Source organism: uncultured Thiodictyon sp. (genome assembly GCA_903837595.1).
Taxonomy (GTDB): domain Bacteria; phylum Pseudomonadota; class Gammaproteobacteria; order Chromatiales; family Chromatiaceae; genus Thiodictyon.
The window spans coordinates 1-16,475 of record CAILVI010000304.1; the positions used below are offsets into that span (position 1 = coordinate 1).

Annotated in this window: 13 protein-coding genes; 12 read left to right on the forward strand and 1 reads right to left on the reverse strand. The window is 66.2% G+C overall.

Translation table 11 applies throughout. The features are described 5' to 3' along the window. Positions 1–508: 508 nt before the first annotated feature. The gene (gene ppsR, locus QZY44_RS16680; RefSeq protein WP_295448524.1) at positions 509–1,921 is read right to left on the reverse strand and encodes a transcriptional regulator PpsR; all 1,413 of its coding nucleotides are present in this window, start codon (positions 1,919–1,921) and stop codon (positions 509–511) included. 456 nt (positions 1,922–2,377) lie between these two features. On the opposite strand from ppsR, the gene bchF reads away from it, so the two are divergent. From bchF to QZY44_RS16740, 12 genes are all read left to right on the forward strand, one after another. Beyond that, positions 2,378–2,881: a 2-vinyl bacteriochlorophyllide hydratase gene (gene bchF / locus QZY44_RS16685; protein WP_295448527.1), complete on the forward strand. Its 504-nt coding sequence runs from the start codon at positions 2,378–2,380 to the stop codon at positions 2,879–2,881. Continuing rightward, positions 2,878–4,170 carry a ferredoxin:protochlorophyllide reductase (ATP-dependent) subunit N gene (locus tag QZY44_RS16690; RefSeq protein WP_295448530.1) on the forward strand — a complete coding sequence of 431 codons (1,293 nt, stop codon included), beginning with the start codon at positions 2,878–2,880 and terminating at the stop codon, positions 4,168–4,170. Before bchF ends, QZY44_RS16690 begins: the two co-directional genes overlap by 4 nt. A 2-nt stretch (positions 4,171–4,172) precedes the next feature. After that, positions 4,173–5,780: a ferredoxin:protochlorophyllide reductase (ATP-dependent) subunit B gene (bchB, locus tag QZY44_RS16695; protein WP_295448533.1), complete on the forward strand. Its 1,608-nt coding sequence runs from the start codon at positions 4,173–4,175 to the stop codon at positions 5,778–5,780. Then, positions 5,755–9,486, forward strand: coding sequence for a magnesium chelatase subunit H (locus QZY44_RS16700; protein ID WP_295448535.1), 3,732 nt, complete (start codon positions 5,755–5,757; stop codon positions 9,484–9,486). Before bchB ends, QZY44_RS16700 begins: the two co-directional genes overlap by 26 nt. Beyond that, complete coding sequence (bchL, locus tag QZY44_RS16705) at positions 9,483–10,379, forward strand: ferredoxin:protochlorophyllide reductase (ATP-dependent) iron-sulfur ATP-binding protein (RefSeq protein WP_295448537.1); 897 nt, start codon at positions 9,483–9,485, stop codon at positions 10,377–10,379. Before QZY44_RS16700 ends, bchL begins: the two co-directional genes overlap by 4 nt. Further along, entirely contained in the window at positions 10,379–11,080 is a 702-nt protein-coding gene (gene bchM, locus QZY44_RS16710) for a magnesium protoporphyrin IX methyltransferase (RefSeq protein ID WP_295448540.1), read from the forward strand. Before bchL ends, bchM begins: the two co-directional genes overlap by 1 nt. Continuing rightward, positions 11,077–12,510 (forward strand): BCD family MFS transporter, encoded by a 1,434-nt coding sequence (locus tag QZY44_RS16715; RefSeq protein WP_295448543.1) that lies wholly within the window; start codon positions 11,077–11,079, stop codon positions 12,508–12,510. The genes bchM and QZY44_RS16715 overlap by 4 nt, the downstream gene beginning before the upstream one ends. Positions 12,511–12,534: 24 nt before the next feature. Next, positions 12,535–13,296 carry a photosynthetic reaction center subunit H gene (puhA, locus tag QZY44_RS16720; RefSeq protein WP_295448545.1) on the forward strand — a complete coding sequence of 254 codons (762 nt, stop codon included), beginning with the start codon at positions 12,535–12,537 and terminating at the stop codon, positions 13,294–13,296. 8 nt (positions 13,297–13,304) lie between these two features. Beyond that, positions 13,305–13,994, forward strand: coding sequence for a photosynthetic complex putative assembly protein PuhB (gene puhB / locus QZY44_RS16725; protein ID WP_295448548.1), 690 nt, complete (start codon positions 13,305–13,307; stop codon positions 13,992–13,994). 30 nt (positions 13,995–14,024) lie between these two features. Then, positions 14,025–14,522 carry a photosynthetic complex assembly protein PuhC gene (gene puhC / locus QZY44_RS16730; RefSeq protein WP_295448551.1) on the forward strand — a complete coding sequence of 166 codons (498 nt, stop codon included), beginning with the start codon at positions 14,025–14,027 and terminating at the stop codon, positions 14,520–14,522. A 41-nt stretch (positions 14,523–14,563) separates the two neighbouring features. Further along, positions 14,564–15,412, forward strand: coding sequence for a putative photosynthetic complex assembly protein PuhE (gene puhE / locus QZY44_RS16735; protein WP_295448555.1), 849 nt, complete (start codon positions 14,564–14,566; stop codon positions 15,410–15,412). A 218-nt stretch (positions 15,413–15,630) separates the two neighbouring features. Next, on the forward strand, positions 15,631–16,475 hold an 845-nt coding region (locus tag QZY44_RS16740; RefSeq protein WP_295448558.1), incomplete at its 3' end, for a cobalamin-dependent protein.

Below are 16,475 nucleotides of genomic sequence, written 5' to 3' on the forward strand. Positions count from 1 at the left end.
CACCCCAGTGCGGCCCGGCCTCGCCGTAAACCGTGGTGTTGAGAGTGTTTGCGAGGTCTCGCCGCACTGGGGTGCGGCGCTCCCAGTCGACCTAAACGCCGGGGCGGCCGGAACGATGATCAAGGCCAACTTGTTAATGAACCGTTCCTAATCCTGCGTCTGCTCGAGCCCCGACGGGGCGCGACATATCAGGCTAGGGCAACGCCCTGGGTATGACGGATAATAGACCTCAGCCCCGACAGGGCGTGACATAAGGAGTCCCGCCGTTATGTTACGCCCTTTCAGGGCTAGGCCGAATAAACAACGCCAACTAAGGGCGTTGCCCCGGGCTGGTGTGCTCGACCCCGTTGGGGTCGGTCCGCAAATTAGGGTGGAACCGGGTACTAGCCCTGCGGCAAGATCGATCAGGCTTTGATCATCGTATCGGCCCCCTAGCCCCGAGGCGCGCAGCGCCTGACACATGCGTGCCACCGCTGGAGCGGTGGCACGAGAACCGGGGGGGCGAAGGTTACTCCGCCTCAGTCACCTCTCCCCCAACCCCATACCGCGCCAGCTTCACATAAAGACTCTGCCGACTCAGGCCCAGCAATTCAGCCGCCGAGGCGCGATTGCCGCCGGTGAGCTTCAACGCGGCCTCGATGCACAGCCGCTCGATCACATCGGTGGATTCACGCACCAGGTCCTTCAGCGGGGCGCTGCCGACCCGGTCGGTGAATTGGGCCACCCACACCGGCAAGCCATCGGTGGCCTGATCGCTTCCCAGACGCCGACCGATATCGCGGATGAAAAAGGCGAAGCAGGGTTGCTCGCCGTGTTCAACCGCGGCGCCCGAGATTTCGACATCCGCGCTGGTGCCGTACTGACCGCGTAGTGTGGTCTTGAAGAGTCGCAGTGTCCCGTGTTGGCGCAGCGTGTTCAGGAGTACATTCAGATCGATGCCCGACCGCCCCAACCAGCGGTCCAGGGACTGGCCCCGCAGCAGGTGTTCGTTGGCCAGCTCGACCTGATTGAGAAAGGCGCGATTGGCCGCGAGGATGCGTCCATCCCCGTCGGTGATCAGGATGGAGTCGGGCGCTCCCGCCACCGCCTTGAGCAGTTTGGCCTCGTTTTCCGGCAGCACGGCCAACGCCTGGTCGGGCGGGAGCGGACTCACCCGCACCACGAAGAGGGTGGTGTCGTCCTGGCGCAACAGGGAGGCGGAGATCACCATCTCGGTGGCCCCGGCGCGGCGCCGAGCACTCACGCTGTCCACCTTGCCGGTGGTGAATACCCCGCTGAGCAAGGACTCGATCGCCCGGGTGCTCTCGGCGTCGAACCCTTGTGGGAAGGCGTTCCCGACCACGCGGGCGGCGCTGTCGCCCAAGAGCAGGGCCGCCGCCGGGTTGGCCTCCACCACCCGGCGCAGGCCCGCGTCCACGATCAGCACCGCCTCGGAGATGCTCTGGAAGAGCAGGCGATAGCGGGTTTCCATCTGGCGAAAGCGCCAGTAATCCCGCTCCAGGGCCTGCTGCGCGTCGACCAACTGCTGTTGGAGCGAGGCCACGGCGCGCAATTCCCGCCCGATCGCGAGTACCTGGCCCTGAGTGCCGAAGCGGATGGCGCGATATTGGATCGGGATCTCCTTGCCGAGGCGCACCAACTGGTCGACCTGGCGCCACTCCCGCGGCCAGTCGGTGCTAGCCTCACGCAGGATGGCCTCGACCCGGGGGCGGCTCTCGATGGTGACGGTGTCGAGCCAGGGGCGGCCCTGCAGGTCGCCGCCCAGGTCGCGGGACAGGGCGGCGTTGCCGATGGTGCAGTCGACGATGGTGCCGGCGGCATCGAGCACCAGCGAGAGATCGGCGGCGGTGCGCAGCAGGTCCGCCGCGGTCTGGCCGTCCATGCGTTCGGCGGCTGCGCTCGGGGTGGTCACTGTGGACACGCTTGTCCTCCGCGCCCAGACCAGCAGTTCAGGCGTGTACGCAGACCTAAATCTGAGCGCAAACAGCACGCGACCGGCCGCAGCGGGTCCCGCACGAGAGGGACAGGGACAACAGCGGGGCAGCGCATAAACAGTGAGGACCCTCGGGTATCGGTTGGGCTAAAATGGCCGATCGTTCCCCCCAAGTGCGCACGCAATGTTCCGGGCGGGCTCGGGGTTATTCCAAGTCTGTCTTACCGGCTGCGAATGTCAAGTTTCCACTACGTCAACTTACATTGACACTTTCGCCCCACGAGGCTAGATTGTGCGGCGGGGCAAGGGCATCGGTCGCGCACCAGCCCCCTAAATCGATGATCAGGCGAGAGACCAGCCAAGGAACCGCAGCGTCTTAGGCGCGGCTCTGCCGCCCGCCCGATCTGCCAAGACAACCACCGATCCTCAAGGTACCGCCAGAGCATGCCCCTGTACACTCCGGAGGAGCGCAAGCGTCGCGATGCATCCCCTTGGACCCTGGTCCAGGGCATCCTTGCCCCTGTTCAATTTCTGGTATTCTTGATCAGCCTCGGGCTGGTCCTGCGCTTTCTTTACACTGGCGAAGGCGCCCAAGCCGCGACCATCTCGGTCGTCGTCAAGACCCTGGTGCTCTACACCATCATGATCACCGGCTCCATTTGGGAGAAGGTGGTCTTCGGCAAGTACCTGTTCGTTCGCGCCTTCTTTTGGGAAGACGTGTTCAGCATGCTGGTGCTGGCCCTGCACACCGCCTATCTGATATCGCTGGCCTATCTGCCGGTCTACGACCAGATGCTGCTGGCCCTGGCAGCCTATGCCACCTATGTGATCAACGCCACCCAGTTCCTGCTCAAGCTGCGGGCGGCACGCCTCGACCAGGCCCGCCTGGATGCCGCCCAGAACGTCTCAGGCCGCGTCGGCATCGGTCAGGCGGAGACGGCCCTGTGAGCGGCGCCGACGCCGCCCTGGCGCGTCCACGCGCCTACCCGGAACCGCTGCGCGAGCAAGGTCAGTGCGAGGTCTTCTGCGGCTTGAGCGCCATCGTCTGGCTGCACCGCAAGATGCACGACACCTTCTTTCTGGTGGTCGGCTCCCGCACCTGCGCCCACCTGCTCCAGTCCGCCGCCGGGGTCATGATCTTCGCCGAGCCGCGCTTTGCCACCGCCATCCTGCAGGAGCGGGACCTGGCCGGTATCGCCGATTGCCACGATGAACTGGACTCGGTGGTCAATCGACTGCTGGAGCGCCGCGCGGACATCCGCACCCTGTTCCTGGTCGGGTCCTGCCCGTCCGAGGTCATCAAACTTGACCTGGACAAGGCGGCCGAGCGGCTGAATCAGGGCCCGCTGGGTCTTGCGGGCGGCGGCCGGGTCAAGGTGCTGGCCTTCAGTGGCAGCGGCCTGGAAACCACCTTCACCCAGGGCGAGGACCAGTGCGTCGCCGCCCTGGTGCCGGAACTGCCGCGCCTGCCGAGCGGCGCGCGCAACCTGCTGGTCCTCGGTACCCTGGCGGACGTGGTCGAGGACCAGTTCAAACGGGTGTTCGATGCACTCGGGATCGGGCCGGTGCATTTCATCCCGGGTATCGACACCACGGCCTTTCCGCCGGTGGGGGAGGGGACCAGTGTCCTCTTCGCCCAACCCTTTTTTAATGAAACCGCCGGGCTGCTCGCGTCCCGTGGCGCGCGCCTGCTGAGCGCCCCCTTCCCCTTTGGGGTCGAGGGGACTCTGGCCTGGCTCGGTGCCGCCGCCCGCGCCTGGGGCGTGTCAGATGAGCAGTTCGAGCGGGTGACCGCCGCCCCCGCCGAGCGGGCGCGCGGCTCACTCGGGCGCTACCGCGAGGTGTTGGCCGGGCGGCGCATGACCTTCCTGCCCGACTCCCAGTTGGAGATCCCGCTGGCCCGTTTCCTCGCCCGCGAGTGCGGGGTCGAACTGCTCGAGGTCGGCACGCCCTATCTGGACCGGCGCGCCATGCAGCCCGAGCTGGACCTGCTCCCCGACGGGGTGCGTCTGGTGGAGGGGCAGGACGTGGAACGGCAGCTGGACCGGGTCGCCGCCGAGCGCCCGGATCTTACCGTCTGCGGTCTGGGTCTGGCCAATCCATTGGAGGCCCTGGGTCTGCGCACCAAGTGGTCGATCGAGCTGGTCTTCACCCCCATCCACGGATTTGAACAGGCGGCCGACCTGGCGGAACTCTTCGCCCGGCCCCTGCTCCGCAGCGCAGCCTTGAAGGTCTAGCCATGCAGCTCACGGTCTGGACCTACGAGGGCCCACCCCACATCGGCGCCATGCGCATTGCCGCGTCCATGCGTGCCGTGCATTGCGTGCTCCACGCCCCCCAGGGCGACACCTATGCGGATCTCCTGTTCACCATGATCGAGCGCGGTGAGCGCCGCCCGCCGGTGAGCTATACCACCTTCAAGGCGCGGGACATGGGGACCGACACCGCGGAGCTGCTCAAGACCCGCGTGCAGGAGACCTACGAGCGCTTCCGTCCGGACCTGTTGCTGGTCGGCGAGGCCTGCACCGCTGAGCTCTTGCAGGACCAGGCGGGGGGGCTCGCCGAGTCGATGGGTCTGCCGATCCCGGTGGTGCCGCTGGAGCTCTCCGCCTTCTCCCGGCAGGAGAACTGGGGGGCAAGCGAGACTTTCTATCAGATCGTGCGCCGCGTCCTGCACGCGCAGGTCCCGGCCCCCGGAGCCGCAGCGCGCGCGAGCGTCAGTGAGCGTTGCGCGGGCCGTCGGCCGCGCGCGAACCTACTCGGCCCCACGTCGCTCGGCTTTCGCTGCCGCGACGACGTGGTGGAGCTGACCCGGCTGCTGGACTCCATCGGCGTGGACGTGAATCTGGTCGCCCCCTTGGGCGCTACCCCCGCCGATATCGCCCGGATTCCCGAGGCCGACTTCAATTGCTGTCTCTATCCGGAGACCGCGGCCTCCGCCTGCAGTTGGCTGGAGCGGATGTTCAAGCAGCCGACGGTGAAGACGGTGCCGATCGGCGTCGGTGCCACCCGGGACTTCCTGAGCGAGATCGGTGCACTGACCGGGATCGACGTTAGCGCGGCCATCGAGGCGAGCACCTCACGCCTGCCCTGGTACTCCCGCTCGGTGGACTCGACCTATCTCACCGGCAAGCGGGTCTTCATCTTTGCCGACGCCACCCACGCCATTTCGGCGGCGCGGATCTGCACCGAGGAGCTGGGCTTCAAGGTCGTCGGGCTCGGCACCTATTCGCGCGAATTGGCCCGCGAGGTCCGGGCGGCCGCTGCGCGCTATGGGGTCGAGGCACTGATCACGGACGACTATCTGGAGGTCGAGGCCCAGGTCGCGGCGCTGCACCCGGAGTTGGTGCTGGGTAGCCAGATGGAGCGCCATATCGCCAAGCGCTTCGGTGTACCCTGCGCGGTCATCAGCGCGCCGCATCATGTGCAGGACTGCCCGGCCCGCTACGCGCCCCAGATGGGGTTCGAAGGGACCAACGTGATTTTCGACACCTGGGTCCATCCGTTGATGATGGGCCTGGAAGAGCATTTACTGACCATGTTCCGGGGTGATGCCGAATTCCATGACGAGGCTACCCCCTCGCACCTGCACGCCCCCGCCAAGACGCCACCGGCGACGCCGCAGACTCCGGAGACGGTGTCCCTGGCGGAGGGCGGCCCGACCGCCCAGACGGCCCCCGATGCAGGTGTGGCCTGGTCCCCGGAGGGCGAGCGCGAGTTAAAGAAAATACCATTTTTCGTCCGCGGCAAGGCACGCCGCAACACTGAATTATTTGCCGCGCAACGCGGTATCCAAACGATTACCGTGGAGACGCTCTACGATGCGAAAGCGCACTTCGGCCGCTGACCGTTCGATCCCGATCCGCGTCGTCATCGTGGCCCTGGATGGCCACCTGGCGGGCACGCTCGACCGGGCGCGACCTGGCCTGCGCCGGGATATTCCCGGGCTGGAGCTGAGTCTCCACGCCGCGGCCGAATGGGCCGGGGACCCGCAGGCGGTCGAGCGCTGCCGCGCGGACGTCGCCACCGCCGATATCGTCATCAACACCATGTTGGTGATGGAAGAGCACATCCAGCCGATCCTCCCGGCGCTGCAGGCGCGCCGGGATCACTGCGACGCCATGGTCTCCTGCATGTCCGCCGGCGAGGTGATGCGCCTGACCCGCCTGGGCGGATTCAGCATGGACGGCAAGCAGGGCGGCCCCATGGCGCTCTTGAAGCGCCTGCGCGGCGGCAGCAAGAAGGAGGGGGATGAGAACAAGGGCAATGCCGGCTCCCAGCAGATGAGCATGCTGCGCCGCATCCCCAAGCTGCTGCGTTTCATCCCCGGCACCGCCCAGGACGTGCGCGCCTATTTCCTGAGCCTCCAATACTGGTTGGCGGGCTCCGAAGAGAATATTGCCAACATGGTCCGCTTTCTGGTGGACCGCTATGCCGACGGTGAGCGCAAGGTGCTGCGCGGTTCACTCAAGGTCCCCCCGCCGGTGGAATATCCGGATGTCGGCATCTATCACCCGCGCATCCCGGGCCATATCAGCGACGACCTGGGCAAGCTCCCGGCCGCCGGCCGCGACAGCAAGGGCACGGTCGGGTTGCTCCTGATGCGCTCCTATGTGCTGGCCGGCAATGCCAACCATTATGACGGGGTGATCGCCTCGTTGGAGTCCCGCGGGTTGCGCGTGGTCCCCGCCTATGCCAGCGGGCTCGATGCCCGCCCGGCGGTGGAGCGTTTCTTCATGCATGGTGGCCGCGCCACCGTCGATGCCGTGATCTCACTCACCGGCTTTTCGCTCGTCGGCGGACCGGCGTACAACGATGCCAAGGCCGCCCAGGAACTGCTGGCCAAGCTCGACGTGCCCTATCTCTCCACCCTGGCCGTGGAGTTCCAGACTATGGAACAGTGGCAGGAGTCGGATCAGGGGTTGCTGCCGGTGGAGGCCACCATGATGGTCGCCATCCCGGAGCTGGACGGTTGCACCGGGCCCATGGTCTTCGGCGGCCGCTCCAACTCGGTCGCGGTGGATGAGGCGCGCGACATGCAGTCGCACACCGAGCGTACCGAGATGCTGGCCTCACGCGTCGCCCGTCTGGTGTCGCTGCGGCGTACCGCGCGGCGTGACCGCAAGGTCGCCATCGTGCTCTTCAACTTTCCGCCCAACGCGGGCAACACCGGCACCGCCGCCTATCTCTCGGTTTTCTCGTCCCTGTTCAATACCCTCACCGCACTCAAGGCGGCCGGGTATGGGGTCGAGGTGCCGAAGGACGTCGATGCGCTGCGTGAGTCCATCATCAATGGCAACGCCTCGCGCTATGGCGCCCACGCCAATGTGCATGCGCGGGTCCCGGTGGACGACCATGTGCGCCGCGAGCCCTATCTCAAGCAGATCGAGAAGCAGTGGGGTTCGGCCCCGGGCAAGCAGCAGGCGGACGGGCGCTCCATCTTCGTGCTCGGCGAGCGCTTCGGTAACGTCTTCGTCGGCGTGCAGCCGGCCTTCGGCTACGAAGGCGACCCCATGCGCCTGCTGTTCGAAAAGGGCTTCACCCCGACCCACGCCTTCACCGCCTTCTATCGCTATCTCAAGGAAGAATTCGGCGCGGACGCGGTGCTGCATTTCGGCACCCATGGCGCGCTGGAATTCATGCCCGGCAAGCAGTCGGGACTGTCCGCCGAGTGCTGGCCGGATCGCCTCATCGGCGACCTGCCGAACCTGTATCTGTATGCCTCCAACAACCCGTCGGAAGGCACCATCGCCAAGCGCCGCGCCGCCGCGACCCTGATCAGCTACTTGACCCCGCCGATCGCCCATGCCGGGCTCTATCGCGGGCTCATCGACCTGAAGGGCTCCATCGAGCGTTGGCGCAGTCTCCCGCCCGACGAGGTCAACGAGCGCCACGGCCTGGCCGAACTCATCCAGGCCCAAGGGGCGGAGCTCGACCTGAACCCGGCCGAACCGGCCTGGGGCGATGCCTTCGAGGAGCCCATCGCCAAGCTCAACAAGGCGGTGCTGGAGCTGGAATACACCCTGATCCCGGACGGGCTGCACATCGTCGGCCAGGCCCCGACCGCGGAGCAACGCGTCGACCTGCTGTTGGCCATCGCCGAGGCGAGTCACGACGCCCGCCCGGCGCGCGAGACCCTGACCGCCTTGGTGGGCGGCGCGAGTGTCAATCGCTCCTTGGCAGCCGGCTCGATGCCTAAGACCGAACAGAATGTCAGCTTGCTGACGGAGCTCGGTGAGACCAATCGCCTGCTGACCGAGCAACACGAGATCCCGTCCATCCTGCACGCACTGGATGGCGGCTATGTGAAGCCGGCCCCCGGCGGCGACCTGTTGCGCACCCCGGAGATCCTGCCCACTGGGCGCAATCTCCATGGCTTCGATCCCTACCGCATCCCCAGCCGCTTCGCGGTGGCTGATGGGGCGCGCCAGACCCAGCGCCTGCTGGAGCGCTATTCGATCGAGGGCAACCCCTTGCCGGAGTGTGTGGCACTGGTCCTGTGGGGCACCGATAACCTCAAGACCGAGGGCGGCCCGATCGCCCAGGCCCTCGCCCTGATGGGGACCAAGCCGCGCTTCGACAGCTTCGGACGGCTCGCCGGCGCCGAGCTGATCCCGCTCCAAGAGCTGGGCCGGCCGCGCATCGACTGCGTCATGACCCTGTCCGGCATCTTCCGCGACCTGCTGCCGCTACAAACCCGGCTGCTGGCCGATGCCTCCTATCTGGCCGCGACCGCGGAGGAGCCGCTGGAGCAGAACTTCGTGCGCAAGCACGCACTGGCCTATCAGGAGGCCAACGGCTGTGATCTTGAGACCGCTTCCTTGCGCGTCTTCAGCAACGCCGACGGGGCCTATGGGGCCAACGTCAACTATCTGGTGGACAGCAGTCGCTGGGATGAGGGCGACGAACTGGCCGAGACCTATACCCGACGCAAGTGCTTCGCCTACGGCCGCTCCGGCAAGCCGATGCAGAACGCCGATCTGTTGACCAGCGTGCTCGGCAATGTCGAACTCGCCTACCAGAACCTGGACTCGGTGGAGTTGGGCGTCACCTCCATCGACCATTATTTCGATACCCTGGGCGGCATCAGCCGCGCCGTCGGTCGGGCGCGTGGGACCGATGTGCCGGTCTATATCGGCGACCAGACCACCGGCGACGGGGTGGTGCGCACGCTCGCCGAGCAGGTCGCGCTCGAGACCCGTACCCGGATGCTCAATCCCAAGTGGTATGAGGGCATGTTGGCCCACGGCTACGAGGGGGTGCGCCAGATCGAGACCCATGTGACCAACACCATGGGGTGGTCAGCCACCACCGGACAGGTCGCCCCCTGGGTCTACCAGCGCCTCACCGAAACCTATGTGCTTGATGATGAAATGCGCGAGCGGCTCGCCGCACTCAATCCCACTGCCTCAGCCAAGGTCGCGAACCGGCTGATCGAGGCCCACGAACGTAACTATTGGACCCCTGATGCCGCGACCCTCGAGGCCCTGCGCCGTGCCGGCGAGGAGCTTGAGGACCGGTTAGAGGGCGTCTTCCAGGAGGCCGCGGCTTGAATAATTTCGGTATTCCGGTCACGCTTGGTCTGCCGCCGGACGGCGAGGGCAGCGTCCAGGTCCGTGAGGACGAGGCGATCGTCGGCCGGGCGAAGGTCTTCGCCGTGTATGGCAAGGGCGGGATCGGCAAGAGCACGACCTCGTCGAACCTGTCGGCGGCCTTTTCCAAGCTCGGCAAACGGGTCCTGCAGATCGGTTGTGACCCCAAGCACGACTCCACCTTCACGCTCACCAAGTGCCTGGTGCCCACCGTGATCGACATCCTGGAGTCGGTGCAGTTCCATGCGGAGGAACTGCGGCCTGAGGATTATTGTTACGAAGGCTATAATGGCGTGATGTGCGTGGAGGCCGGCGGTCCACCGGCCGGCACTGGCTGCGGTGGCTATGTCGTCGGCCAGACGGTCAAGCTACTGAAACAGCATCACATGTTCGAGGATACCGACGTGGTGATCTTCGACGTGCTGGGCGACGTGGTGTGCGGCGGTTTCGCCACTCCGCTTCAGCACGCGGAGCGTGCGCTGATCGTGGCCGCCAACGATTTCGATTCGATCTTTGCCATGAACCGGATCGCCGCCGCGATCATGGCCAAGGCCAAGAATTACAAGGTGCGGATCGCCGGCGTGGTGGCCAATCGCAGCGTGGAGACGGATCAGATCGACCGCTTTGCCGACGCGGTGGGCCTGAAACGTCTCGCCCACCTGCCGGATTTGGACGTGATCCGCCGCAGCCGGCTGAAGAAATGTACGCTGTTTGAGATGGAGTCGAGCCCGGAAGTCGAGTTGGCCCGGGCTCAATACATGCAGTTGGCGACCGCCCTCTGGGCCGGTACCGAACCCCTGACCGTGGCGCCGATGCGCGATCGGGATATCTTCGACTTTTTGGGATTCGACTGATGCCGACGACCACTTACAAGGAACGCCGCGGCGAAATCGAGACCTATTTCGATCGCACGGCCGCCGACGCCTGGTCCAAACTGACCTCCGACGCCCCGGTGAGCCGGGTGCGTGCCACCGTGCGGGCCGGCCGTGACCTGATGCGCGCGATCCTGCTCGGCTGGCTGCCGGCGGACTTGGCTGGCCGGCGGCTGCTGGACGCGGGCTGCGGGACCGGCGCACTGGCGGTCGAGGCCGCCCGGCGCGGCGCTACGGTGGTTGCCATCGACGTGGCCCCGACCCTGATCGCGCTGGCGCAGGAGCGCTGCCCCAAGGACCTGGGCGTGGGCAGTGTCAAGTTCCTGGCGGGCGACATGACCGACCCCGCGCTCGGGACCTTTGACCACGTGGTCGCCATGGACTCGGTGATCCACTACCGCAGCGAGGATGTCGTGAAGCTGCTCGCCCAGGTGGCGGCCCGCACCACCGGCTCGATCCTCTTCACCTATGCCCCGCGAACGGCGCTGCTGGCGGTGATGCACGCCGTGGGACAGCTGTTCCCCCGCGGGGATCGCTCGCCCGCCATCGTGCCGGTGAGCCCCAAGCGGCTGCAACAACTGATCGCGGCGGAGCCTGGCCTCGCGGACTGGCGCTGCGGGCGAACGCAGCGCGTGAGCCGCGGTTTCTATACCTCACAGGCGTTGGAGCTGGTCCACCAATGAGTTCGATTGCCGGCATCCTGACGCGCGGACTGCAGCGGCTGGGGCCGCGCTTCTTGCCGTTTGCGGACGCCGGTACCCGGGAGTTGCCGCTCGGGCGGCTGTTGCGGCTTTCGCTGTTCCAGGTCTCGGTGGGCATGGCCGTGGTGCTGCTCAACGGGACCCTGAACCGCGTGACGGTGGTGGAGCTCGGCATCCCCACCTGGCTCATCTCACTGATGGTCTCCCTGCCGCTGCTGTTCGCCCCGCTGCGCACCCTGATCGGCTTCCGCTCAGACCACCACGTCTCCGCGCTGGGCTGGCGCCGCGTCCCCTATATCTGGATGGGTACCCTGCTGCAGTTCGCCGGCTTCTCGATCATGCCCTTTGCCCTGCTGGTCCTGGGGGGCGACGCCCATTGGCAGGGGCCCATCGGTCCCGCGGGCGCCGCGCTCGCCTTTCTCCTGGTTGGTGCCGGGTTACATACCACCCAAACGGCCGGGTTGGCACTCGCCACCGATCTCGCACCCCCGCAGGCGCGCCCGCGTGCGGTGGCGCTGCTCTATGTCATGCTGCTCTTGGGGATGGTGGCCAGTTCGCTGATTTTCGGCCAGCTGCTCGCTGATTTCAGTCAGAAGCGACTGATCCAGATCCTCCAGGCGGCGGCCGTGGCCACGCTGGCGCTGAACCTGATTGCACTCTGGAAGCAGGAGGCACGCGACCCGACGCGCACCCGCGCCGGCCGGTCGAGCCCCGCCTTCCGTGACTCCTGGGCCGACTATCTGGCCGGCGGGCGAGTCGCGCGGCTACTGGTGGCCGTGGCCATGGGCACCGCCGCCTTTAGTATGCAGGACATCCTGTTGGAGCCTTATGGCGGCCAGGTGCTGCACCTGACGGTCGGGGCCACCACGGCGCTGACCGCCCTGTCGGCGGGTGGAACGCTGCTGGCATTCGCACTGGCTGCCCGGCAGCTAAGCCGCGGCGCCGACGCCTATCGCCTGTCGGGCCTGGGCGCGGTGGTTGGAGTTTTCGCCTTCGCGGCTGTCCTGTTGTCCGCCCCCATGGAGTCGACCGAGGTCTTCCGCTTGGGCACCTTTTTGATCGGTTTCGGCGCCGGGCTCTTCTCGGTCGGCACCCTGACCGCCGCCATGGGGAAGACCCACGGCGACGAGAGTGGGCTGGCACTGGGCGCCTGGGGCGCCGTGCAGGCGACCGCCGCGGGGGTTGCGATCGCCGCGGGCGGCGCCCTGCGTGATGTGTTCGCGCAACTGGCCGCCAATGACGTCCTGGGACCCGTTCTCACCGGCCCGGCGGTCGGCTATGGCGCCGTCTATGCGCTCGAGATCGTTCTGCTCTTCATGACGCTGGCCGCCGTCGGCCCGCTCGCCGGCACTGCCGGTGCGGGTCGCACGACCGCGTCCAACCGCTTCGGCTTGGCCGAATTTCCCGGCTAGCCAATTGCCCTCGGGAGGGGAAACATGCACGCAGCCACCAGCTACATCGACCTTGGTCAGATCGCCATCTGGGCCTTCTGGATTTTTTTTGCCGGACTGATCATTTACCTCCGGAAAGAGGACAAGCGGGAAGGATACCCGTTGGAGTCGGAACGCTCCGCACACATCACGGTCGTCGGCTGGCCCAGCCTGCCGACGCCTAAGACCTTCATCCTGCCCCATGGCCAGGGCACGAAGACCGTGCCGCGCCCGGAACGCCCCTATGACGTCAACGCCACGCCCACCGAGCCCTGGCCCGGTGCCCCCTTGGCGCCCATTGGCGATCCCATGCTGGCCCGCGTTGGTCCGGGCTCCTGCCCGACCCGCGATGACGAGCCGGACCTCACCTACGAGGGCGAGCACAAGATCGTCCCGTTGCGCGCGGCACCCGGGTTCTCGGTTGCTGAGCGTGATCGCGATCCGCGCGGCTTTGACGTGATCGGCTGTGACGGCGAGAAGGGCGGCACCGTCTCCGATATCTGGATCGACCGTTCCGAGCCGCAGATCCGCTACCTTGAAGTCGCCGTCAACGCCGGTAAGAAGGTCCTGTTGCCGATGGGCTTCGCAAAAATCCATAAGAAAGCCGGTACAGTGAAGGTCCTCGCCATCACCGGTGCCCAGTTCGCTAATGTGCCTGTCATCGCCCACGCCGACCATGTGACCTTCCGTGAAGAGGACTTGGTCGCCGCCTACTATGGTGGCGGCAAGCTCTACGCCGTCCCGTCACGCGCCGAGCCTTTCCTCTGACACCGCCGATGACCGAGTACGCGTACGAACCCGTACCGGGTCTGCCAGAGCAACTCCCCCCCGGGGAGTCCGTGCTCTGGCAAGGCGCGCCGCGCTGGCAGTCGCTGGCGCGGTACGCCTTCCACACCCGCGCCGTCGCACTCTATTTCCTCGCCTTGGTGCTCCTGAACTTCATGTGGAAGCTCACCGATGGCGAACCGCTGCGGGCCGCCGTGGCCGGGGCCGTATGGCTCACGATCCTCGCGACGATCACGATCGCCCTGCTGGTCTTGCTGGCCTGGGCGATGAGTCGGAGCACCCTCTATACGATGACGAATCGACGGCTGGTGTTGCGCTTCGGCGTGGCGTTTCCCATGGCCATCAACCTGCCGTTTGCCCGTATCACTGACGCCGGCCTGCGCCGGTATGCCGATGGCTCCGGAGACATCCCGTTGACCATGGAGGGGCCGGTGCGGGCCGGCTATATCGTGCTGTGGCCCCACGCCCAGCCGTGGAACTATTGGCCGCCCCGGCCGATGCTGCGCGCCGTGCCCGACGCCGCAGAGGTGGCCCGGATATTCGCCGGCGCGCTGCTGGCCGCGCGGACCGACCTGGCCCAATCCGTCGCCGCGCAGGGGCCGGCGGACGCCCCACCGGCCATCGTCTCCACGGATCCCGCGACCGTGATCCTGCCGATTGCCGGCACGACGCTCCACTAATCATCAACCGCTCCAGCCGATCTGATCCCCATGTCTCAACCCTCTCCTCCCGAGCACTTTCCGCGCAAGGTTTTGATTGCCTTCGGCTCGTTGATCGGTTTGTCCTTGCTGCTGGTGACCCTGGCGGTCCTCATGGGTTACAATCCCAGTCAGGTCGCGCCCTCCCCACCTGTGGTCAGTCGCGATCTGCGCTTCTCGGACGGTCCTGATGGGACCACGCTGGTTAAAGACGCCACGGATGACCGCACAGTGGCGGTGCTGCCGTCAGGGATCGAGGGTTTTGTCCGCGGGATACTTCGCGCGGTGTCCCGGGAGCGGCGCAATCGCCATCTCCCTGATCACACCCCATTTCGCCTGGCGCGGCTCGCCGATGGCCGGTTGACGCTGACCGACTTGGGGACGAAAAGGACCATTGAGCTCACTTCGTTCGGGCCAACCAACGAGTCTTCATTTGCCGCATTCCTGGCGGGCAGCGCCCCGATCGCACCACCAGCCACCGCGTCCGCCCAGGCCGGCGCCGGTCGCTGAACCCCCATTGTCCGCGCGCGGCGCGGCACCAGGAACCACGCATGCTTTCGATTGTCGTCCCAGCGCTCTACGCCCTGTTCGTTTGGTGGCTCGGGACCGGCATCATCCTTTACCTGGACAGACTACCGGAACGCACCTACCGCTGGAGCCTGATCGGCGCGGCAGGGACCCTGGCCGCGGGCATTTATGGATTGGTGCTGACCAGTACCGGTGTATCCGTCGCCCATGCCTACTGTGGCTTTACGTGCGCCGTCATGATCTGGGGGGCGCTGGAGATGAGCTACTTCATGGGGCTGGTGAGCGGACCCCGCAAGGCCCCTTGCCCCCCCGATTGTGCCGGCTGGCGCCGCTTCCTGTTGGCCATCGGCACCAGCCTCTACCATGAGCTATCGGTGCTGGCCACCGGCATTGCGTTGTCGGTGCTATGCTGGGGCGAGGCCAATCAGGTCGGGGTGTGGACCTATAATATTCTGTGGATCATGCGTTGGAGCGCCAAGCTCAATGTCTTCCTCGGGGTCCCCAACCTGCACACCGACTGGCTCCCCGACCATCTCCGGTTCCTGCAGACCTACATGGGCCAGCGGCCCATGAACCGCCTGTTTCCACTGTCGGTCACCGTCGCGACGGTGGGCGTCGTGCTGTTGATCGGCACGGCCCAGGACGCCGCTCCCCATTCGTTTACCAGTGCCGGTTATATACTGACCGCGACCCTGCTCGGCCTGGCGGTTCTGGAGCATTGGTTTCTGGTCTTGCCCCTGCCCGACGAGGCCCTGTGGTCCTGGGCCTTCAAGCGGGGTGACAGCCAAGCGGGGCCAAGCCCCCAGGTGTATTCCGATGCGGTGCGCGAACGCTGCGCCCCGCTATCGCTGATCGCCATCCGGGAGCGGTGACTCCGCCGACTTGGTGCGCGGTCAAGGAACCAATGTGTTTCCCTCTTTGAGCAACGATTTACCTCCTCAGGGACTGGGTTCTGGGGTGATTCGGTGTGATCCCTAATAGCGTGGCCGGCGGGTACTTCCGCCGCACGGGAAGATGAGCCGATCGATTCGCGCGGGCGGGTCGGACGCACGAAAGACAACGATAAGCGACCCTTTTGCAGAGGTGGAATATGCGTATTCTGATGATCCAACCGAACTATCATGCGGGCGGTGCAGAGATTGCCGGCAACTGGCCTCCCGGTTGGGCCCCCTATATCGCTGGCGCCTTGAAGCACGCGGGTTACACCGACGTCACCTTCCTGGACGCGATGTGCGAGCACATGCAGGACGACGCGTTGCGTGCATACATCCGCAAGCATGCCCCTGACGTGGTGCTGGCGACCGCCATCACGCCCATGATCTACAAGGCCCAGACCACGCTCCAGTTGGCCCGCGAGGCGATGCCGAGCGCCGTCACCATCCTGGGCGGTATCCACCCGACCTTCATGTATAGCCAGGTGCTGGGCGAGGCCCCCTGGATCGATTACATCGTGCGCGGTGAGGGCGAGGAGATCATCGTCAACCTGCTGCGCTCGGTTGAGGCCGGTACGCATAAGGCGGACCGCAGCGAGATCAAGGGCGTCGCCTTCCTGGACGATGACGGCAAGGTGGTGGCCACCGCGGCCCACCCGGTCATCCAGGACCTGGACTCGCTGACCCCCGACTGGTCCATCCTCAAGTGGGAGCAATACATCTATATCCCGCTGAACTGCCGGGTGGCGGTCCCCAACTTCGCCCGTGGTTGCCCCTTCACCTGCCGTTTCTGCTCCCAGTGGAAGTTCTGGCGCACCTACCGGCACCGCAGCCCCAAGAAGTTCGTCGACGAGGTCGAGGCCCTGGTACGGGACCACAAGGTCGGGTTCATGATCCTGGCGGACGAGGAGCCGACCATTTTCAAGCGCCAGTTCGTGGCACTGTGCCAGGAGCTGATCGACCGCAAGGTGGATATCAAGTGGGGCATCAACACCCGCGTGAC